This window comes from Blautia sp. CAG:237 (assembly GCF_000436615.1).
Taxonomy (GTDB): Bacteria; Bacillota; Clostridia; order Lachnospirales; family Lachnospiraceae; genus Blautia_A; species Blautia_A intestinihominis.
Window position 1 is genome coordinate 29,702 of sequence record NZ_FR886714.1, and the last position, 23,055, is coordinate 52,756.

The 23,055-nt window shown below is 47.1% G+C and carries 13 protein-coding genes; 1 reads left to right on the forward strand and 12 read right to left on the reverse strand.

The window, feature by feature from the left end; genetic code table 11:
• Positions 1-73 precede the first annotated feature (73 nt).
• Entirely contained in the window at positions 74-3,781 is a 3,708-nt protein-coding gene (gene addA / locus QZL69_RS05215) for a helicase-exonuclease AddAB subunit AddA (RefSeq protein ID WP_022214171.1), read from the reverse strand.
• A gap of 1 nt (position 3,782) precedes the next feature.
• The gene (gene addB, locus QZL69_RS05220) at positions 3,783-7,109 is read right to left on the reverse strand and encodes a helicase-exonuclease AddAB subunit AddB (RefSeq protein ID WP_022214172.1); all 3,327 of its coding nucleotides are present in this window, start codon (positions 7,107-7,109) and stop codon (positions 3,783-3,785) included.
• Positions 7,110-7,241: 132 nt separating this feature from the next.
• Between addB and QZL69_RS05225 the strand changes: the two genes are divergently transcribed.
• A complete protein-coding gene (locus tag QZL69_RS05225) occupies positions 7,242-7,679 on the forward strand; it encodes a hypothetical protein (RefSeq protein WP_022214173.1) in 438 nt (145 codons plus the stop codon).
• A 58-nt stretch (positions 7,680-7,737) separates the two neighbouring features.
• Here QZL69_RS05225 and QZL69_RS05230 read toward each other — a convergent pair whose 3' ends face one another.
• The 10 genes from QZL69_RS05230 to clpB form a co-directional block, all read right to left on the reverse strand.
• The gene (locus tag QZL69_RS05230) at positions 7,738-9,849 is read right to left on the reverse strand and encodes an NAD(+) synthase (protein WP_022214174.1); all 2,112 of its coding nucleotides are present in this window, start codon (positions 9,847-9,849) and stop codon (positions 7,738-7,740) included.
• A 15-nt stretch (positions 9,850-9,864) separates the two neighbouring features.
• Positions 9,865-10,743 (reverse strand): Hsp33 family molecular chaperone HslO, encoded by an 879-nt coding sequence (gene hslO / locus QZL69_RS05235; protein ID WP_022214175.1) that lies wholly within the window; start codon positions 10,741-10,743, stop codon positions 9,865-9,867.
• 16 nt (positions 10,744-10,759) lie between these two features.
• Entirely contained in the window at positions 10,760-11,518 is a 759-nt protein-coding gene (locus tag QZL69_RS05240; RefSeq protein ID WP_022214176.1) for a class I SAM-dependent DNA methyltransferase, read from the reverse strand.
• Between the two features lie 103 nt (positions 11,519-11,621).
• The gene (locus QZL69_RS05245) at positions 11,622-12,728 is read right to left on the reverse strand and encodes a hypothetical protein (RefSeq protein WP_022214177.1); all 1,107 of its coding nucleotides are present in this window, start codon (positions 12,726-12,728) and stop codon (positions 11,622-11,624) included.
• Positions 12,729-12,927: 199 nt separating this feature from the next.
• Positions 12,928-14,991, reverse strand: a complete 2,064-nt coding sequence (locus QZL69_RS05250) for a HelD family protein (RefSeq protein WP_442852504.1) — start codon at positions 14,989-14,991, stop codon at positions 12,928-12,930.
• Positions 14,992-15,131: 140 nt separating this feature from the next.
• Positions 15,132-16,976, reverse strand: coding sequence for an ABC transporter ATP-binding protein (locus tag QZL69_RS05255; protein WP_022214179.1), 1,845 nt, complete (start codon positions 16,974-16,976; stop codon positions 15,132-15,134).
• Entirely contained in the window at positions 16,973-19,135 is a 2,163-nt protein-coding gene (locus QZL69_RS05260; protein ID WP_022214180.1) for an ABC transporter ATP-binding protein, read from the reverse strand. Before QZL69_RS05260 ends, QZL69_RS05255 begins: the two co-directional genes overlap by 4 nt.
• The gene (locus tag QZL69_RS05265; RefSeq protein ID WP_227222012.1) at positions 19,132-19,593 is read right to left on the reverse strand and encodes a MarR family winged helix-turn-helix transcriptional regulator; all 462 of its coding nucleotides are present in this window, start codon (positions 19,591-19,593) and stop codon (positions 19,132-19,134) included. Before QZL69_RS05265 ends, QZL69_RS05260 begins: the two co-directional genes overlap by 4 nt.
• Before the next feature lie 351 nt (positions 19,594-19,944).
• On the reverse strand, positions 19,945-20,118 hold the full coding sequence (locus QZL69_RS05270; protein ID WP_022214182.1) for a DUF4250 domain-containing protein: 174 nt from the start codon (positions 20,116-20,118) through the stop codon (positions 19,945-19,947).
• Between the two features lie 52 nt (positions 20,119-20,170).
• Positions 20,171-22,753, reverse strand: coding sequence for an ATP-dependent chaperone ClpB (gene clpB / locus QZL69_RS05275; protein ID WP_022214183.1), 2,583 nt, complete (start codon positions 22,751-22,753; stop codon positions 20,171-20,173).
• Between the last annotated feature and the right edge of the window lie 302 nt (positions 22,754-23,055).

Below are 23,055 nucleotides of genomic sequence, written 5' to 3' on the forward strand. Positions count from 1 at the left end.
CCCTGTATGTCTCGGGATTTTGCCATATTCATGGCAAAACACCTCGCGGGATACTACCCTGTGAATAGTAACCTTATATTTCTATTGCTTTCTGCAGGGCAAATGAATAAATATATTTCTGCTTTACTTTCTTATGAAGCATCCGTTCCAGTGCCAGTGCATAATCTTCAAGCTGTGTTCGGTAGCGTTCGATCAGTTTCGATTCTTCTCCCTGACCGATCCTGTCTGTCTTGTAATCCACCAGAACGATCTCTTCTCCTTCTATAAAATACGCATCAATGATTCCCTGTACAAGAACCGTCTCATCTCCGTTCCAGGAATCATCCAGATTTTTCATATCCACTTTCATGACAAATGGCTGCTCGCGGTGAAGTTTCTTGTCCAGTGCCGCCCTTTGCATCCGCATTCCCAGCTCTGAACCTGAAAAAGCCAGAATATCCTTTCTTCGGATACTTTCGCCTTCTTCCGGCGACATCTTGTGGTTTTCGACAAGTGTCTGTATCTGTCTGTCTATCTCCTGGTAGGTTTTTACCTGCGTATAATCAAGGCATTCCATCACACAATGGTAAGCGGTTCCCCGCGCAGCCCCTCGCGTTACTTCTTTCTCACCGGAAATAAACGCCGGGACGATCTCCTCGATCTCCGGTTCCGGATAAAGTGCAGATTCTATCTCCTCTTCATCTGCATACTTGCGTTTCTTAAGTTCCGAAACGCCAACCTTGACCGGAAGCTCTTCAAGATATGCATACGGATACGCAAAGCCAAACTTCGCCTCCAGCGTCTGACGGATCGTTTCGTCATATACTCTCTGGCTGTCCCATTCTCTGAAAAATGCTTCTCTCATCTGTGCATCCGTCTGTCCCAGGATCTCACCCTGCACCAGTTCCCCAAGCGTTACCCTGTGGATCAGAAAATCTGCATTTTCTTTCTCACAGATCTTCGCTTGTTTTCCAAAGATACCGTACTCTGCCAGAAGTTCTTTCACAGCCGGATGGCGCACCAGTGCCGGAAGGATATAGGACCAGTAACTTTTTGCCTCAGAGCGCACGCCCAGTGGAAGTAAGGTCTCTTCACTGTCCATATAACGGGACACAGAACGCAGAGCTGCTTCTATATTCCCCATAGAGCCTGTGATGATGAGTTTTTCCTTCGCTCTTGTCAGCGCAACGTACAAAACTCGAAGTTCCTCTCCAAGACTTTCTCGTTTCAGTGCCCTTCGGATGATCTGTTTCTGCATTGCCGATACGATCAGTCGTCTTTCCGGGAAGATCGCATCCACGCCGAAACCAAGTTCCGGATGGATCAGGAACCTGGCATTGATGTCCTGAAAATTGAACTGCTTGCCCATTCCTGCTGCAAACACGACCGGAAATTCCAGTCCCTTGCTTTTGTGGATCGTCATGATCTGCACCGCGCCACTTCCCGCATCTGCCAGATTGACCTCGCCGAAATCCACCTCGTATTTCTGAAGTTTCTCAATATAGCGGATAAAGTTAAACAGTCCACGGTAACTTGTCTTCTCATAATCCATCGCTTTTTCGACCAGCATATGGAGGTTTGCGCCTCTCTGTGCACCGCCCGGGATCGCTTTCGCATAAGTGCCGTAACCTGTCTCTTTGAGGATGTACATGATAAGCTCATGGATCGGTGTATACGTCGCCATATCCCGGATCATGTGAAGCTGTTCCAGAAAAGTGCGGAGTTTTTTTCTGAGCCTGATCTTCTCTTCCTCTTCTTCCTGGCTTCCCTCATTTTTATCCGCATAAGCGCAGATGCTGTCGTAGATCATCCCTTCCGGACATTCACTTCGAATCATTGCAAGCTCCTGTGCATCACATCCGACGATCGGGGAATGCAGAACACCTGTCAGCGGGATATCCTGAAGCGGATTGTCGCAGACTCGCAGATAATTCAGAAGCGTCACCACTTCCTGCGCGGAAAAATATCCCGTTCTGGATGCCGAATAGACAGGGATCCCTCTGGAGCTCAAAACCTGGCTGAACGTCTCTGACCATCCCGTCGCACTTCGCAGAAGGATCACGATATCGCCATATCCGATCTCGCGGTATTCTCCCGTTTCTTTGTCCAGGATCCTGTCGTTTCCGACCATCTTCTGGATTCGCTGTGCGATCGCCAGTGCTTCCAGCTCCTGTGCATTCTTCTGTCCCTGTTCGTCTTCCAGTTCCTCGCCGTCTTTTTCTACGATAAGGACCTCTGTCCGGGTGAATTCCGGGTCTGCTCCCTCCGGGAAAGATGCTCCCGGATACAGTGCATTGTCATCATCGTAAGTGATCCCTCCCAGATCCTCACCCATGATCTGGCGGAAAATATAATTCACCGAGGTAAGTACCTCTGCCCGGCTTCGGAAGTTTTTGTGCAAGTCGATCCTCTGCTCCTCGCTGTCTTCCAGAGAATAGCTGTGGTATTTTTCCATAAAAAGCTCCGGCCTCGCAAGGCGGAAGCGATAGATGCTCTGCTTGACATCTCCTACCATAAAGATATTTTTGCGCTTCTCCACCCATCCGGACACCATCGTTGTGATAAGTTCCTGCACAAAGTTACTGTCCTGATATTCGTCCACCATGACTTCTTCATACTTCTCGGACAATTCTCTCGCCGCCTGTGTCGGGATCAGTTCTCCATCCACTTTCTCCACAAGGATCCTCAGGGCAAAATGTTCCATATCCGTAAAATCCAGAAGATTCTTTTCTCTCTTCTTGCTGGAAAAAGCCTCCTTAAACTGCAATGTCAGTTCCACCAGACCTTCCAATGGTTCGCGTGCGCAGGCGATCAGCTCCAGAAGGATTTCCTCTTTCTGATTAAAAAACTTCGTCGAAAGATCTTTGCAGATTTCTTTTTCCTCATCGCGAAGTTCTTTTGCCTGCTCTTTTTTGACAGGGTCTATGGAACTGTCCCTTTTGGCAGAAAGTTTCGCGAATGTATGTCCGGACAGGATATCTGCAACCTTATCATAATCTTTGGTTTCCCTGCATCGACGTACTTCCCGCCAGAAATTCAGGTCATCAACAAGTGCTTCGTCATAAAAACAAGGGCCGTCCGGCTCATTGCAGATTTTTCTTGCACTCTCTGTCAGTGCCTCTGCCTGATCCAGTTTTTCATCCAGCGTTTCCCAGAGGAGCTGTATCCAGCTTGTTTCACGGAGTTCTTCGATCGTCTGCACGCGGTAGACTTCCATGCATTCTTCCAGCCATTCTTCCGGGTACGGATGGCTCATTGCCGCCTGGTAGAGTTTGTATACCATATCACGGATCTCATCATCGGATTTCCCCGATGCATAACATTCTACCAGACTCAGAAACTTCGGATCAGCCTTTTCGTATGCTTCTTCGAGAAGGTCTTTCATGACATCTTCCTGCAGAAGTTTCAGCTCACCCTCCTCCGCTGTTCGATATCCCGGATCAAGTTCCACCATGTGAAAATAGTTCCGGATGATATAAGAACAGAAACCATCGATCGTTGTGATCTGTGCGTTATGGATCAGTGCTGCCTGTCTCTGGAGATGTTCATTATCCGGGTTTTCGTACAGTGCCTGATCGATCGCATTGGAGATTCGCTCCTTCATCTCGCCCGCTGCTGCCCTGGTAAACGTCATGATCAGAAGCCGGTCAATATCCACCGGTCTGTCGGGGTCCATGATCTTACTCAGGATCCTCTGAACCAGCACGGCTGTCTTACCGGAACCCGCTGCTGCACTGACCAGAATATTGCGGTCCCGCAGGGTGATGACTTTGCTCTGTTCTTCGGTCCATTTCATTCCCATATCACTCTGCCTCCTGTTCAAAATTCTTCCAGACTTCTTCATCGGCAAACTGTTTCAGTCTCCGGAATTCATATCCCGGGATCTTGCGGTCAAAGCCGCAGCTTCCCTGATATGCACAGTACGTGCAGGCATTTTTGTTCCCCATCTCATACGGGGAAGCATCTGCTTTTCCTGTGAGGATCGCATCCTGCACTTCAGTGATCTTTTTCTTTACATAGTCATTCAGAAGACGGAACCGCTCCGGGCTTGCGACAGACGAGCCTTTGCGCAGCGCCCCCTTTGACGTGTATGCCAGCGGAAGGGATGCATACGAAACGTCCAGTTTCTGGATCACCTCCGGGTCAGAAGATACCAGCCCGTTCATCTTGAGTTTCTTCATGATCTCAGGATCAAGTTCATCCAGATCCTCCTGAAGCGTTTTCTGGATCATCGGATCCTTGACATTGTAATAAAAAATCCCCGCCGGTTCTACTTCACAGTCCGGATATTTCCGCTGCTCTGCCTGCACCGCCGCATCCATATAAACGACAAGCTGCAGCTGAAGCCCGTGATAGATACTCACCAGGTCAAAAGAAGTATTGCCCGTCTTATAATCAATGATCTTGACGTAAACTTTGTTGTCTTCTTTGAGGACGTCCAAACGGTCGATCCTGCCGCCGCCAATGGAAACTTCAAATCCCTCCGGATGGAACTCGCCATTCTTAAGCTGTTCCTGCAAAGCCCAGACTGTTCTTCTAAGGATTCTTCTTGTACGCTCTACCATGTAATGATTTCTGGCACTGCTCTTAAGAATCGTGTTTCCATAATCTGCCGCCACCTTGTCCAGGCATTCGTCTGCGATCTCATCACGGACTTTGTCGTCCAGGTCACTCCAGTCCAGTCTCTTCCTTCTCAGTTCGACAGCAAAATTTTCCAATGCCTGATGGATGACATTTCCCATATCCATCGCCTTGAATTCATATTCCACACGCTCTGTCACAGCCAGACCATATTTCAGGAAATGTGCAAACGCACACGCAGAAAAACGTTCCAGTCTTGTTGCTCCATGCGGAGACACTTCTCCGTACAAAGCTTTCGCAACACTCGCGCTGACCTTGTCCTCCGGCTTTCGTAAAAATGCGGCATCGGTCAGTTTTTCTGCCAGTTCCCTGTACTTTGGACTTCTCAGATACCAGCTGTACAGTTCCTCAAAAACAGGATCCAGCTCATCTGTATTTTCCTCTGAAAGCCCCTCAAGCAGATATTCCAGGGAAGTTCCCGGTGTCTCCAGAAGTTCCATCTGGCTCTCCGGCTGATCTGCACGTGTTTCTTTGAGTTTCGGAAACAGCCTTTTGATCGTATGGATCAGGAACGCAGGGCTGCATGCCTCTCCCCTTCCATTTGACTGACTGTAGGAAAGGCTTAAGAGTTCCTTCGGCTTGGTCAGATTCAGGTAAAGATAAAACCTCTGCATGTTCATCAGTTCTTTGGGACCCGGGGCAAGTTCCATTCCCTGATCCTTAAAGAAAGCCCTGTCCATCTCTGTCAGGATCCCGCCGGACTGCGTGTTCTTTGGGATATTTCCCTCATTTACGCCGACAAAAAACAGTGCACACACGTCTTTGAGCCTGGTACGCTCCATATCACCGATCAGCACCTGATCCATACTCGGCGGGATCAGCGCAACTTTCGCCTGTGTCATTCCCGTTTCCAGGATCTGCTGAAACTCCTCCGGCGAAACCACCTCGTCCCCAAGGATCTCTGCCATCTTATCCAGAAGTTCCATCATGATACCAAAGATCTGCACGTATTCCTTTTCCATTGCCTTGTTTCCGATCTCATGGAAATAGAGCTCCTGAACTTTCAGTTTCTGCTGGATCTGGCTCTGTACAATAAATTCATACAGATAACGACAGTATTCTTCCACTGTTTTCTTTTTTCCGGAAAAGCCATCTGCCAGGATTCCTGTCTCTCCGACAAAACGCTCCCGGATCTCGTTGATCTCCTGGATCTGGTCCGGATCCATACCTCTGTAGATGCGGACCCATTTCTCTCTCCATCTGCGGATCCCTCTGATTCCAAGCGCGATCACATAATTTTCCAGTTTATCCGCTTCACTTCTGGAGATATCAGACATCCCACAGCGGAGATAACGGAATACACTCTCATAACTGAATCCCTGAACGACCATCTCAAGTGCCGCACGGAGATATTCCACAAACGGATTCATAAGGATCGAATGTTTTTCATCAATAAAATATGGAATCCCGGCATCTTCAAAAACCTGTGCGGCTACGCTTCCATATTCCTCAAGATTTCCTGTGATGACCGCAATCTGTCCGTAACGATGATCCTTTTCTCTGACCAGCCGCAGGATCCGTCGGGCAGTTTCCTCCATTTCTTTCTCCGGATCTCTCGCCGAAAAGATCTGTATCTCCTGCTGCTCCCGCTCATAGACAGCCCTGTGGTAACGGAACAGATGCTGTTCCAGAAAATCCAGTGCCGGGGCATCCGCAAACCGGGACTTTCTGCCCGGCGCGACCCAGACAGGCTCTTCGATATTCTTCGTAAGTTCCGCAAGAGAGCGGATCATCTTATGGCTCATATAAAAAAGCTCGTGCGGTTTTCCCATCGCAAGAAACTGTTCTCTGACATCCATCGTCACCGTCACGGAAACTCTCTCACAGACAGCCAGAAGTTCCCGCAGGACTTCAAGCTGTACCGGTGTAAATCCTGTGTATCCATCCAGAAGAAGGACACTTCCCTTAAGTTTCTCAGAAAACTGGATCTCTTTTGCCAGAACCTCAAGAACTTCCTCCGCTGTCATAAAATGTCCGGAAAGATACTCGCGGAACGCCTGATACAGAACTTTCACATCCTGGAGTTTCATCTGGAGAAGCGTCTTATCCTCGCTCTCACGGATCATCTCATCCAGTTCCTCTTCTTTGATCTCGTACTGCATGAACTCCGAAATAAGAGACTTCACCTCATCCAGATAGCCTGGTTTCTTCATCTGATTTCTGAGATAGACCAGATCCTTCTGGTTCATCTGTACCAGTTTCTGGAGCACCATGTTTTTGCCTGTTTCTTCCATGATCCGTCTCGTATCACCGCCAACTTCCTCAAAAACGCGGTACGCAAGACGCTCAAAACTTAAGATATCAATATTGAGGATTCCCCCATCCGGATGCATTTCCACCAGAGTTTTCTGTGTCTGCATCGTAAACTGCTCCGGGACGATCACATAATAAAGTCTGTCGGGATTTGCTGACGCTTCCCGGATAATATTTTCATATGCGGTGCCGGATTTGCCTGCACCGGAATTTCCTATAATAAACTGCAGGGACATATCTTACCCCTTTCAACATTTTTTCTGAATAGCACCTCGCGGGATATTTCTGACATAAATCAGGACAGAGCCTAATAGGATATAAGGAAAGTATACCGGGGAACCGTAACCGCGAATCAGGAGGCGCAGACTATGAGCTCCAAAACAAAAATCATCGTTCTACATATGAAAGAGGTGATCTACACCTGTATTTTCCTTCTTCTCCTTGTGATCCTGGGTGTACTGGTCTTTTTTATGTTCGGTCCCGGAAAAGCACAGAATACCGCTCCAAAGACCGATTCCAGATATACCCCCGGCATTTACCGCACGTCTGTCCAGCTCAACAATAATTCCTTTGACCTGGAAGTGACCGTCGATGCCGACAGTATCCGTTCCATCCATCTGGCAAACTTAAGCGAGAGCACTGCCGCTATGTTTCCTCTCGTAGAGCCGGTCCTGGACTCTCTTGCAAGCCAGATCTATTCTACACAGTCTCTGGAAAATCTCGATTACGCCAGCGACCAGAAATATACAGCCCAGATGCTTATTCAGGCCATTGAAGAAACTGTCCAGAAAGCAGCTTCTTCCTGAAAACAGTTATCCCCAAAAACACATTGAGGTGTGATAAATCACACCTCAAAAAGTTACCTTAATTTCTTGCCTCAAGTTCCTCAATCTGCTTCAGCCAGAGTTTCGCGCATGCATCACTCGGCATTCTCAGGTCTCCTCTCGGAGAAACTGCCACACTACCAACTTTCGGTCCATCCGGCAGGCAGGAACGCTTGAACTGCTGCATAAAGAATCTCCGGTAGAAAGTCTTAAGCCATTTCAGGATCGTCTCATCATCATACTCGCCCGCAAATGCATTCTGTGCCAGACGGAAGATCTTTTTCGGCGGGAAGGTACAGCGGAGCATGTAATACAGGAAGAAATCGTGAAGCTCATACGGTCCTACAAGATCTTCTGTCTTCTGTGAGATCACGCCATCCTTCGGCGGCAGAAGTTCCGGGCTTACCGGTGTATCCAAGATATCCAGAAGGATCTCTGAAAGCTTCGCATCCTCACAGGTATCTGCATAATATCTTACAAGATGACGGACAAGCGTCTTCGGTACGGATGCATTGACTGCATACATGGACATGTGGTCGCCATTGTAAGTTGCCCATCCAAGTGCCAGTTCCGAAAGGTCACCGGTTCCAATAACAATACCACCGGACTGGTTTGCAATATCCATCAGGATCTGTGTACGCTCACGTGCCTGACCATTCTCATAAGTGACATCATGTACTTCCGGATCATGTCCGATATCGCGGAAATGGAGATTTACCGCCTCGCGGATGTTGACTTCCTTGAGGGTTGCACCAAGACATTCACTTAACTGGCAGGCATTGTTATAAGTTCTGTCCGTTGTTCCAAAGCATGGCATTGTTACGGCTGTGATCTTTTCTCTCGGCATTCCAAGCATGTCAAATGCACGTACTGTCACAAGAAGTGCCAGTGTGGAATCCAGTCCACCGGACAGTCCGATCACTGCATTCTGGCAGTGGATATGTGCCAGACGCTTCTTGAGTCCCATTGCCTGAATATTCAGAATCTCATCGCAGCGGCGTTCTCTCTCTTCTTTGATCCCCGGTACGAATGGTCTGGAATCAAATTTGCGGGTAAGCGGTGTTACTCCTCTGCCTGCATTAAAATAAACTTCGTTATAAAAAACATCCTGTCCTTCCGGTGCAAGATCCGGTACAAAGCAGCAGGTCGTCATCCTTCTTCTCTCATTATCCAGTCTGTGGATATCCAGATCCGCATAAAGTGCGCCATTGACAAAGCGTCTGCTCTCTGCAAGGATCGTGCCGTTTTCTGCAATCAGATTGTGGCCGCCGTAGACAACATCCTGGGTGGATTCTCCCTCTCCTGCTGTCGCATAGATATATCCGCAGAGAAGTCTTGCTGACTGTGCACTTACAAGGCTCTTACGATAAGAATCCTTGCCTACAACTTCATCACTCGCAGACAGGTTCACGATCAGGTTTGCTCCATGATATGCATGTCCTACGCTCGGAGGATTCGGAACCCAGAGGTCCTCGCAAATCTCAGCCGCGATCTTGAGTTTCGGCATTTCCTGACAGATGAACAGGATATTTGAGGAGATCGGGACATCCACTTCATCAAACTCTTCTGTTTCATCTTCATCAATATAATCCGGTTCCTCATCGATCTCTTCCAGTTCCTCAAAGGAATCTTCTTCCTCCAGAACCTCGACTTCTGCCTCAAGTCCAAATTCCACGTCCTCATCCGTCATCTCTTCGTCATGATGTAATCCATACTCAGACCTTCTGATCGTCACAGTTCCGTCTACATCCTCTCCGGAAGTGAAATATCTCGCCTCATAAAATTCATTATAATTCGGCAGATAAGTCTTCGGCACAAACCCAAGGATCTCACCATGGTTCAGTCCGGCTGCCACATTATAAAGTTTGCCCTTGTATTCCAGTGGAAGTCCTACAAAAATGATCGCATCTACATCCGCAGTCTCTTCTGCAATACGCATAAGCTGTACTTTGGCTTCCTCCAGAAGATTTTCCTGCCAGAAAAGATCTCCGCAGGTGTATGCTGTGATACACAGTTCCGGGAAAACCATGACTCTGGCTCCCTCTGCTTCCATCTCACGGACCATTTTGATAATTTCAGCTGCATTGAATTCACAGTCTGCTACCTGCACATTCGGCGTTCCTGCCGCTACTTTGATAAACCCGTCCTTCATATTCCTGCTTCTCCTTTATTTGCACTTTCTGAGGATTTCTTTGAGTTCTTCTACACTGAATGTATAATTGGTGTTACAGAAATGGCAGTTCAGTTCTACTTCCTTGCCTTCCTGGATCATCTCATTTAATTCTTTTCTTCCGATGCTGATCAGGGCTTTTTCTACACGTTCTTTGCTGCAGTTACAGTAAAATTCTGTCGGGATCCTGTCGTTGATCTCAATATCAAATCCATCCAGTACCTGCTCCAGAAGACTCTCAGGAGTGTGTCCCTGCTCCAGAAGTGTAGTCACCGACTGGATCTTCTGTACGTTTGCTTCCAGTTTCGCGATCGTTTCTTCCTCTGCAAACGGCATGACCTGAACGATAAATCCACCTGCCTGACGCACGGTATTATCCTTGTTCATCAGAACACCAAGACCTACAGCGGACGGAACCTGTTCACTTGCTGCGAAATAATAAGTCAGGTCTTCTGCGATCTCACCTGTCTGAAGTGCCACCTGTCCCACATATGGTTCTTTGAGTCCCATGTCCTTGATGACCTGAAGGAAACCGTGTCCAACAGCACCGCCAACATCCAGTTTGCCCTTGGCATTTGCCGGGATGATAACATCCGGTTCAACGACATATCCCTTGACACGGCCTTTGGAATCTGCTGTAACCGTGATTCCCTGAAGCAGTCCGTCACCCTTGACTTGAAGTGTCAGGATATCCTTATCGCCCTTCATCATCACGCCCATCATCGAACCTGCTGTCAGAAGACGTCCAAGTGCTGCTGTTGCAACCGGGCTGGTGTTGTGATCCTTTCTTGCTGTCTCTACTGTCTCTGTTGTCACTGCTGCAAACGCACGGATCTGGCTGTCTGCCGCAATTGCTCTTACTATATAATCACTCATGAATTTACCTCGTTTCTTATTTTGCTTTGCCTTTTTCTCTTGCGATGAAGAATAACCGCTCGCTCTCCTCGGATGCCGCTTTGCCTGTGTAGGCATCGTATACAGCGAGAAGCTCCATTCCTGCCTCGCGGATCAGTTCTTCGATCTCTTCTCTCGGATATGCTTTCTGGCAGTGGACTTCCTCTGCCTTCTCATACAGTCCGTCCTCTCTCGGAAGAAAAACTGCCAGTTCATAATAGTTCAATCCCTCTTCCTCATCGTAGCTGTTGTCCCAGATGAAACTTCCCTCATCACGGTTTTCTGCGATCGTCGTATCCCCAAGGATATCCCTGTACTTATGTACGGTATTCATATCAAACAGGAAGATTCCCTCCGGGTCAAGGTAATTATTTACCAGTTCAAAAACATGACGCAGTTCATCCCTGTCTGTAATATAATTGAGACTGTCGCAGACACTTACAACGGCCCGCACCGTTCCGTACAGTTCAAACTCCTGCATGTCCTGCAGAAGATACAGGATATCCTGTCCGGATTCGACTCTTTTCTCCATTGCCTCCGCAAGCATCTCCTCGGAATTGTCCACACCAATCATATCATAACCCTTGTCCGCAAGCAATCCCGTCATCGTTCCTGTTCCACATCCAAGTTCCAGTACCAGGCCATCCTCGATCCCATATTCTCTCAGATGACCGGTGATATAATCCGCCCATTCTTCATAATCAATATTATCCATGAACAGGTCATACACCTGTGCAAATTTCTCATATGCTCCCATCGTCGTCCCCCTGTTTATATTTTGTGAGTAAAAAGGCAGATGATCGCTCACCTGCCTTTCCTTCTTATCTCATGCTGACGATAAATCAGATCGTGTTCTGTTGTTACTGAACAGGCATATAATATACGTCTGCTCCCTCACCATGCCAGTAGTAGCTTGTTCCGTTCTCGTCGTAAGCGTCCTCATCGCTGGTAAAGTTGTAGGTATTTCCGTCAAAGTCAACCCAGCTTCCGTTTCCGTCCGGTGTGATCACAAGCGGATGTCCATCAGAATTACGATAGATGGTTCTTGTCTCATCTGTGTTGGAAAGCTGCTCATCTGTGAATCCTGCAAAGTTGGAAATTGTTGTAGAGCTGGAATCACTGGAACTGTCATAGCTTTCGGATCCGTCGCTGCTGCTGTCTGTGCTTCCTGTTGTATCTGTGGCTGCACTGCTGTCTGTTCCTGCCGCAGAAGTATCTGCTGCTGCGCTGCTGTCTGCTGCATTTGCGTTTGCATCAGAAGAAGCTGCGTTTGCATTGTCGGCTGCCGGAGTGGAAGCTGCTGCCTGCTTCGGAGCTGCTTCTTTCAGAGAAGAATCACCAAGGATCTGGAAAGAATCTACGGATGATTTCACTGCGGAAAGAACATCTTCTTTGTTAACAGATGCTTCGATGCTGTAGTATTCGGAATCGTTTGCGATAACCTTGTGGATCACATACAAGCTTCCGTTGCTCTTCTCTGTGTTCAGCATCTTGGTTGTGTAGGTGTACACGCCAATGCCATTCACATCTGTAGAAGTGTAGTCCTGGATCTCAAAGTCTGTTCCGTCAACCTTGTCTCCGTCTGCCTGCTCAAGAGAGGTAGCCATGTCCTGTGTGCTCGGAATCACGGTTGAAGCCATGGTGTCTGCTCCCTGTCCGTGAAGGATCAGAATCTTGCCCTCGTCAGGAGATTCAAAGCTGAGTGTATCTGCTTCATCTGTCTTGTTTGCCCATGTTGCGTTTGGAAGGTTGATCGCTACGGATTTGTCTGCGGATGTATAGGTAGTAGCCTGTACATTCGGAGCGATCGTGGCTGTCGGAGCCGGTGTCTCGGTTGCCACCGGTGTTGGTGTTACACTTACTGCAACAGACTCATCCGGATTACTGCCGCCGAAACTGCAGGCAGCCATAAATACAGATGCTGATATGGCAATTGCTGAAATCGCAAGAATTCTTTTGTTTCTCATAACATCCTCCTTAATATCGGTTATGATTATAGTTTATAATAAAACCTTTGTGCTATATTTTACAATTTTATTACATGCATGTCAATGAATTTTCCCTGATGGTTTATGAAAATCCTGTAAAATATTGTGAATTTTCTGTGTCGGATATCTTCTTTTCTGTAATCTTTTATCTGCGTTTTTTCCTGAAAATATACGGGTTTCAGAGCTTTTTGTAATCATACATATGCAGCTCATGAAGTGCCCTTGTCGCTGCAATATATTTTGCCTGTTTACTCAGTCCGTCCTCTGCATCTGCTGCAAAAACTCCGAATACCTGATCAAACTCCAGACCTTTTGCAAGATAGAACGTAGTCACTGTCAGACCTTTTTTGAAATTCTGACTGTCACGGTTCATGTACGATAACTGGTGCTCTCCGTCCGGGTCCAGGTTTTTCAATTTCTCTTCTATATAGAGATACGCATGCTCTGCCTCTCTTTCTGTAAAAAAGATCAGCGCTTCTGTCTCATAGTCTGCTCTCTTTACTTCCCAGTCTACGATCACCTGATCCAGAGCTTCCTCAAGCTTCGCAAAAGACCGCTCCTCAACCGGCTCGCCGTGGCGTTCGAACAGTTCCATATCCTGGATTCCGGTAAGCTTATTGGCATACTCTGCGATCTCCATCGTGTTTCGATAGCTTCTGTTCATAACGATCTTGCGGATATCCCTGCCAAAGATCTTCGGCAAAAATTTCAGTACATCCTGCTGCTGCTCTTCCATCGTCTGTGCCTTATCTCCGAGGATCGTCATCCTGCACGGGAAAAGTTTCCGAAGGAGCACATACTGGATCCAGGAATAATCCTGCATCTCATCAACCACGACATGCTTGATGCCATGATGATTTTTGCAGCGGAAAAGAGAATATTTCAGATAAAGGACCGGATAGACATCCTCATAACGCAGCTTACGCTTCTCCAGCGGAACACGCGGCAGTGGATCGTAGCCTGCCTCTTCAAGAAAACGACTGTACAGAACATAGCAGTCTCTCGTCTCATACATACGCAGAAAACGCTCCGTCAGTTCTTCCTTTTCTTCATCTACGAGGTCTCTGTCCCTCAGTGTCTCCACCTGATCGATGAAATATTCTGCCACTGCCTCCATTCTGGAAAGAAGCGGAATATCCAGGAACTTAAAGTAAAACAGATCAATGATCTCCTTCTCGGAAAGCGTACAGCCCTTGTACTCTATGTCCTTGAAATTCATCAGTTCATCTTCTAGGCCAAGCATGTAAGCGTCCATCTGACCTGCAAATCCTGCCGACTGTTTCTCCCTGCACAGTTCCTGTGATTCCGGAATAAGGACAGAACGCTCGATCTGGTCATACCTGTCCTCACAGTCAGAAACGATCCCCTTAAGTTCACGGTAGGCAAACAGATCAAAACTCATCTCGCGGATATTTTCCTCTCCCAGTTCCGGCAGGATGTGCGAGATATAATCTGCAAACACACCATTCGGTGAAAGGACCAGGATATTGGAAGATTTCAGATTTTCTCTGTCGTGATACAGAAGATACGCGATCCTGTGAAGTGCAACAGAAGTCTTACCACTTCCCGCAGCTCCCTGGATTACCATAATCTTATCACTTGTGTTTCGGATAATTGTATTCTGCTCTTTCTGGATCGTCCGGACGATGTTTTTGAGCTGGACTTCGCCCTTGCTTCCAAGCTCTGCGCCCAGGATCTCATCATCGATCTTGACATCGCTCTCAAACTCGTAGATCATTTTTCCATTGCGGATCTTGTACTGCCATTTGGAAGTAATCTCGCCTTCAAAAACACCGGAAGGTGCCTCATAGGACGCAGAACCCTTGTCGTAATCATAAAAAAGTCCGCTGACCGGAGCACGCCAGTCATACACCAGTGGCAGGCTCCCCGCCCGCTCCGAGAGATTTCCGATCCCTATATAAAAAAGCTCCGGCTCGTCATCTCCGTCATACCGAAAATCCACTCTTCCAAAAAACGGAGAATCCATCATCTTCTTAAATCTCTTGCGAAGAAGGAACTGTTCTTCATTCGCATTCATCTGACGAAAAAGTGCCTGCTGGTTATCAAAGTTTTCATAACCGTACTCATCCATCTCTGTATAGTTTTCCCAGTAATATTCGTGCATATCCTCGATCTCTTTCTCACCCTCAAGGATCGCAGCATCTGTCTCGGCAAGACGTTTCTTCAGACATTCCATTACATGCAGCAGGTACTCTCTGCCATTTTCTATATTGCCGCTCATCATAAATACCTCCCTTTCCTGCCAGACTTTCCATTAAATGTAATTTTCTTATTATACTCAAAAAGACAGCCGTTGACAAGAGCTGTCTCCTGCCAGCGGCTGCCTTTTTATGGCTTAAAATTCTGGTTTTACTTCTGGGTTTATGAGCAAAGTTCTGAAGAACCATTGTCAAACTGGCTGTTGTAAAGGTCTGCATAGAATCCTTTGGCTGCCAGAAGTTCTTCATGATCGCCCTGCTCGATGATGTCTCCATCCTTCATAACGAGGATCAGGTCTGCATCCTTGATCGTGGAAAGTCTGTGTGCGATAACGAAACTGGTTCGTCCCTTCATCAGATTATCCATCGCTTTCTGGATCTGCATTTCTGTTCTTGTATCGACGGAGGATGTTGCTTCGTCAAGGATCAGAATCTTGTTGTCCGCAAGGATCGCCCTCGCGATCGTAAGAAGCTGTTTCTGTCCCTGGGAAATGTTGCTGGTCTCTTCATCCAGTACCATCTGGTATCCGCCCGGCTGCTGCATGATGAAGTTGTGGATATGTGCTGCTTTTGCTGCTGCGATCACTTCTTCATCCGTTGCATCCAGTCGGCCATAACGGATGTTTTCCATGATCGTTCCGGAGAACAGCCAGGTATCCTGTAGCACCATACCGAACATCTCGTGAAGTTCGCTTCGGTTGAAGTTTCTGACATCGTGTCCGTCTACCTTGATTGCACCCTTATTCACATCATAGAAACGCATCAGGAGTTTGACCATGGTGGTCTTACCTGCTCCGGTCGGACCTACGATTGCGATCTTCTGTCCGTCATGTACATCTGCGGAGAAGTCATGAACGATGATCTTATCCGGGTTGTAACCGAACTCTACATGCTCGAACTGTACATTTCCATTCAGACCTTCGATAGAATCCGGATGTTCCGGCTGCTGTACTTCTTCCTCTTCCTCGAGGAATTCAAATACTCGCTCGGATGCCGCTGCGGATGACTGCAGGAGGTTTGTTACCTGCGCGATCTGCTGGATCGGCTGTGTAAAGTTACGGATATACTGGAAAAAGGACTGGATATCACCGACTTCGATGGAACCTTTGATAACAAAGACTCCTCCAAGCAGTGCTACCATTACATATCCGAGGTTTCCTACGAACTGCATGATCGGCATCATCATTCCTGAGAAAAACTGTGATTTCCATGCAGATTCATAAAGTTTCTTGTTGTCTTTTTCGAATTCTTCCAGAACATCGTTTTCTTTGTTGAATACTCTTACTACGTCATGTCCGCCGAAGTTTTCTTCAATCTGACCATTGACTGCGCCAAGGTAATTCTGCTGTGCCTGGAAGTATTTCTGTGAATGCTTCATCACTGCCTGGATGATAAACATGGAAACCGGCAGGATCAGAAGTGCTGCCAGTGTCATCCACACATTGATGGAAAGCATCATGATAAATACACCGATCAGAGTTGTCACAGATGTGATCAGCTGTGTCAGACTCTGGTTCAGACTCATCTGCAGTGTATCAACATCGTTTGTTACACGGGAGAGGATCTCACCGTTTGTCCTGCTCTCGAAATAATTCAGAGGCAGTTTGTTGATCTTCTTTGAAATATCTTTACGGAGGTTGTAGGTCACATCATTGGAGATACCAGTCATGATCCAGCCCTGGATAAAGGAAAAGCATGCACTTGCCACATACAGTCCCAGTGTCCACAGAAGGATCGTGCCGATCTTCGTGAAATCAATGCCTCCGGTTCCGTTTACCTTTGCAACCAGGCCTGTATAAAGTTCGGTTGTCGCTTTACCAAGGATCTTAGGTCCTGCAATATTAAAGATTGTTCCTGCGATCGCAAAAATGAACACCATCACAAAACGCAGTTTATAGCGTCCCATGTAGCGGAACAGTTTGCCCATCGCACCTTTGAAGTCTTTTGCTTTTTCTGTCGGGCGCATTCCTCTGCCGCCCATCGGTCCACGTCGTCTCTGTCCACTCATGCCAATTCCTCCTCTGACAGCTGACTCATTGCAATCTGGCGGTAAACTTCACAGTTCTTCATCAGTTCTTTGTGAGAACCGATACCAGCCATATGTCCGTCATCCAGGACAATGATCTTGTCTGCATTCAGGATCGTACTGATACGCTGTGCAACAATGATCGTTGTCGCATCTTTTGTATGTGCTTTGAGTGCTTTACGCAGGGTACTGTCTGTCTTGAAGTCCAGTGCAGAAAAGCTGTCGTCAAAAATAAAGATCTCCGGTTTCTTGGCAATCGCTCTCGCGATCGAAAGTCTCTGTTTCTGTCCACCGGATACGTTGGTTCCTCCCTGTGCGATCGGGGATGCGTATTTCTCCGGTTTTGTCTCGATAAACTCCGTTGCCTGTGCAACTTCTGCTGCTTCTTTTACTTCTGCTTCTGAAATATCAGTCTTGCCGTAACGGATGTTGGAATCGATCGTACCTGAGAAAAGGACTCCCTTCTGCGGTACGTATCCAAGTCTGGATCTGACTTCTTTCTGTGTCATATCACGGACATCGATACCGTCCACGAGAACTTTACCTTCTGTCACATCGTAAAAACGAGGGATCAGGTTTACAAGAGTACTCTTGCCGCTTCCGGTACTTCCGATGATGGCAATCGTCTCACCCTTCTCCGCCTTGAAGGAAATGTCAGTCAGGACATTCTCTCCTGCTTCCGGATAAGCAAAACTTACATGGTCAAATTCAACCGTTCCTTTGATATTCTCGGCTGGCTGAACCGGATTCTCCGGGTCTGTGACGCTTACTTTTGTCTTGAGAACGTCATTGATACGAAGTGCTGCCACGTTTGCTCTCGGGAGCATAATGGACATGGCTGTGATCATCAGGAAGGACATGATGATCTGCATTGCGTACTGGATGAATGCCATAACGTTACCTACCTGCATGGTTCCGTTATCAACGGCATAGGAACCGCTGTAAATGATCAGTACGGAAACGCCGTTCATGATCAGCATCATGGTCGGCATCATAAAGGTCATGCATCTGTTGACGAACAGGTTTGTCTTTGTCAGTCGCTCGTTTGCTTCCTCGAAACGTTCTTCTTCGTGTTTCTCACGGCTGAATGCACGGATGACCGGGATACCGGTAAGGATCTCACGTGTTACCAGGTTCAGTTTATCGACCAGTGTCTGTAATGCGGTAAATTTCGGCATTGCCACCTGGAACAAAACGATAATGACTACCAGGATCAGTCCGACTGCCAGACCAAGGATCCAGGTCATGGAAGAATCGGTATTAAGTACACGGATCACACCTCCGATACCAAGGATCGGCGCATAAAGAACAATACGGAAAAGCATTGCCATTACCTGCTGCACCTGCTGGATATCGTTCGTACAGCGGGTGATCAGAGATGCTGTGGAAAACTTGTGGTATTCACGGCTTGAGAAGGTGATAACCTTGCGATACACGGCATTTCTCAGGTCATGACCAAGTGCTGCTGCCACTCTGGATGAAAGGAATACGACACAGATCGCACAGAGCATCGTTACCAGTGCCATACCAAGCATCTTGACACCTGAGATCTTGATGTAATGCATCTGGATCGCATCTACGTCCTCTCCCAGTGCCTCATATTCGCTCTTCACATAAGCGACACCTGCCTGGGTGATGATGGAATCCTGCATGCTGTCGATCTTCTCACTGAACTTCTCAGTCATCGCATCAAGTGCTTCCTCTGGCATCATGGCGATCGCCTGCATCGGGTCTGTTCCCTCTGGAACACCCATCTGGGAGAGCATGGCTGTAACTTCTTCGCTTCCGGATGAAAGACTTGCCACGATCATCATCGGTTTGCCGAAGATACTGTTCAGTTCGTCCCGTTCGTCACTTGTTATATCGTCTTTGAGTACGAGATCGTCTCCGTCTTCTTCATAAAAAGAATCTACGGTTTCTTTGTCGTCGTCATCCATAAACAATTGTAAGCTGTCCATGGATGTCTTTCTGATCTTTTCAGGGACGCTGTCTTCGATTCCGCTCTGCTGGATACCTACATTCACGATCTTGGAAGTGTAGTCCGGCAAAGACAGATCACAGTATGCCTGAAGAAACAGAAGGGCTATGATCAGGATGATATAGCCTGCTGATTTTTTCAGATACTTCATCAGTTTGATCACTTTTGCTGCCTCGCTTTCTTTGTGTCATTTTTTCCGGATGATCCGGGTATTTTATCGATATTTGCGGTTATCTGCTCCAGAAATCTTCGTAAGAGACAAAGTTCTGCATCACTGAAACCGTCAAGAAGGATCTTCTCATTTTCTTCTACTCGTTTCATGCCGCGTTCCTTGGCCTGTTTGCCCTTCTCTGTCAGGTAGATTCTGGAGACACGCTGGTCTTTTTCATCTGCTTTGCGGAAAAGGAATCCTGCTTTTTCCAGCCGCTGGACGGTCACATTGACGGTCGGCGGTTTGATTCTCAAATGTTCTGCAATCTCGCGCTGGCTCAATCCGTCTTTATATGCCAGAAGTCCAAGCACCGGGATCTGTCCCGGATAAATTCCAAGTTCCTGCATCTGCCCAAAGCACTTCCCCATAAAGCGGCGGTCGATCCGCATAAACATAGACAAAAAACTCATTCTATGCTCTTCAGGGGCGAACCCTGGTTCTTCGTCTATAAACACATCTTCACCTCCGTTAAAATATCTGTTTTATTTCGTTAGCCAGCTATTGATTAGTTGACTAATTATTTATTATATGTATTTGCACAAAAAATGCAACTGTTTTTTGTAGATTTCACATTTTTTTTAGATTTTACAAAGGAATAATTTCCTGACAATGAAAGGAAATTATTTTGTCAGGCTAATCATCTGGATAATCAGCAGACACACTGCTTGTGTTTCCACGATATGATATGCAATGCATCAAAAAAGGCATCTGCCTCCCACCTTATATCTGTGGAAAAGCAAATGCCTTTTCGCGTTATTGTTTTATACAAACTGGTTTGTCACTGTGTCGTACTGATAATCAATTGATGACAGTTTCTCTACCAGTTCCTCTCTGGATATGTCTTTGTCTTCGCAAAAAGCATCCAGGGAGGAATAAAAATCTCTCAGCTGTGTGTTGACGTAGCTCAACAGCATCACCGGATCTCTTGGTATCATATTTTACCTCCTGTGGTATCCTGCCGCTGAGCACTTCTCACACAGCAGCAATTTATTTCGTATTGATCACAAACTCGCCGTCTCTGACATCCAATACAAGTGTATCACCTGCATGAACGTCACCGGAAAGGATCTTCTTGGCTGCAAGTGTCTCTACATAATTCTGCAGATAACGTTTCAGCGGACGTGCACCGTATACCGGGTCGTAGCCGTTCTCAATTACCTGAGTCCTTGCTGCATCGGTCAGTTCCAGAGAAAGCTCCTGGTCTGCCAGACGGTTGCTGAGTTCGCGTACCATAAGGTCTACTATGCCGCCAATGTTGTCTTTTGTCAATGGTTTGAACATGATAATTTCATCCAGACGGTTCAGAAACTCTGGGCGGAAGTGTCCACGCAGGTCGTTCATAACGAGTTCCTGTGCATCCGGTTTGATGTTTCCGTTCTCGTCGATACCGTCGAGAAGATACGGGGAACCGATGTTGGATGTCATGATCAGGATCGTATTCTTGAAGTCTACCGTTCTGCCCTGAGAATCAGTGATACGACCATCGTCCAGAACCTGCAGCAGTACATTGAATACATCCGGATGTGCTTTCTCGATCTCATCAAACAGGACAACGCTGTACGGTTTACGACGAACAGCCTCTGTAAGCTGACCGCCCTCTTCGTATCCAACATATCCCGGAGGCGCTCCGATCAGACGGGATACAGAATATTTCTCCATGTACTCACTCATATCGATTCGTACCATATTCTGCTCGTCATCAAACAGAGTTGCTGCCAGAGTCTTGGCAAGTTCTGTCTTACCGACACCGGTAGGTCCAAGGAACAGGAAGGAACCGATCGGTTTGGACGGGTCTTTGATTCCTGCTTTGGAACGAAGGATCGCATCTGTTACAAGACGTACACCTTCATCCTGTCCGATCACACGTTTATGAAGTTCGTCTTCCAGTCCGAGAAGTTTGGTTCTCTCGCCTTCGGTCAGTTTCGTTACCGGAATGCCGGTCCAGCGGGAGATGATCCTTGCGATCTCATCATCTGTGACAGCTTCGTGTACCAGACTGCGGTCGCTTTCTTTGACCTGTTTTTCCTCGATCTCAAGCTGTTTCTGGAGTTTCGGAAGTTCACCATACTGCAGTTCGGCAGCTTTTTCCAGATCGTAGTTCTGTTTTGCTTTCTGGATCTGTTTATTGATATCCTCGATCTGCTCACGTAATTTCTGGAGCTTCTCTACGGAATGTTTCTCATTGTCCCACTGAGCTTTCTGAGTGTTGAAGGTGTCACGCATCTCTGCAAGCTCTTTCTGCAGTTCTGCAAGACGCTCCTTGCTCAGATTGTCTGTTTCTTTCTTAAGAGCAGACTCTTCAATCTCAAGCTGCATAATCTTACGTCTCTGCTCATCCAGCTCTGTCGGCATGGAATCCAGTTCTGTCTTGATCAGGGCACAGGCCTCATCTACCAGGTCGATTGCCTTATCCGGCAGGAACCTGTCTGTGATGTATCTGTGCGAAAGTGTAGCTGCTGCTACCAGTGCACTGTCTGTGATCTTGACACCATGGAAGACTTCGTATCTTTCCTTCAGTCCACGAAGGATAGAAATGGTATCTTCTACGGTCGGCTCATCAACCATAACCGGCTGGAAACGACGTGCCAGTGCGGCATCTTTCTCAATGTACTGACGGTACTCGTCCAGTGTGGTGGCACCAATACAATGCAGTTCACCTCTGGCAAGCATAGGTTTCAGCATATTGCCTGCATCCATGGCTCCGTCTGTCTTACCGGCTCCGACGATCAGGTGAAGTTCATCGATGAAGAGGATGATCTCTCCCTCGCTTTTCTTTACTTCTTCAAGGACGGCTTTGAGACGTTCCTCGAATTCACCACGGTACTTCGCACCTGCGACCAGTGCACCCATATCCAGAGCAAAAATCTTCTTATTCTTAAGACCTTCCGGGACATCACCGGCAACGATACGCTGTGCCAGTCCTTCGATCGCTGCTGTCTTACCGACACCAGGCTCACCGATCAGTACCGGGTTGTTCTTAGTCTTACGAGAAAGGATACGGACAATGTTACGGATCTCTGCATCACGTCCGATGACCGGATCAAGTTTCTGGTTTCTTGCCTTCTCGACAAGATCCTCTCCGTATTTGTTCAGGGTATCATAAGTTGCTTCCGGATTGTCGCTGACAACTCTCTGGTTGCCTCTCACAGTAGAAAGTGCCTGGAGAAATCTTTCTCGGGTGATACCGAATTCGTTGAAGATCTTCTTCATGCTCGGGCTCGGCTGTGTCAGCAGGGACAGGAACAGATGCTCAACGGAAACGTACTCATCTCCCATTGCCTTTGCTTCGTTCTCTGCATTTACAAGAGATTTGTTCAGATACTGTCCAAATCTCAGATCACCGCCGGATACCTTAACCTTCGCATCCAGGGCTTTCTTTACTACGTTGATAAAATAATCTTTATTGATCTCCATCTTCTCAATCAGCTTGAGAATCAGGCTGTCTTCCTGTGTCAGCAGCGCATACAAAAGGTGCTCCTGCTCTACTTCCTGGTTGCCATACTCATAAGCAACCTTCTCAAGGTCCTGAACAGCCTGGATGGATTTCTGTGTAAATTTACTGATATTCATAGGCTTTCCTCCTCTATATCGTAGGAAAAGGATACCGAAATTTCTTTCCGTACCCTTTGGGTTATCTTTGTTATACTGGTAATATAACACATGTTGTTAGCACTGTAAAGATGTGAGTGCTAATTATTTTGTGAAGATTCTGTGAATTTTCTATTTTCGTTTATACAGAAAACGCGAGGCTGACAGTTCTCAATTCTTGTCATAACTGCCAGCCTTAATCTCATTAATTTTCAGGTATGTACTTTTCTAATTCAACTTGTTGTACTAGATAAAATAAAATATAAAGAAACTTCAACAAAATG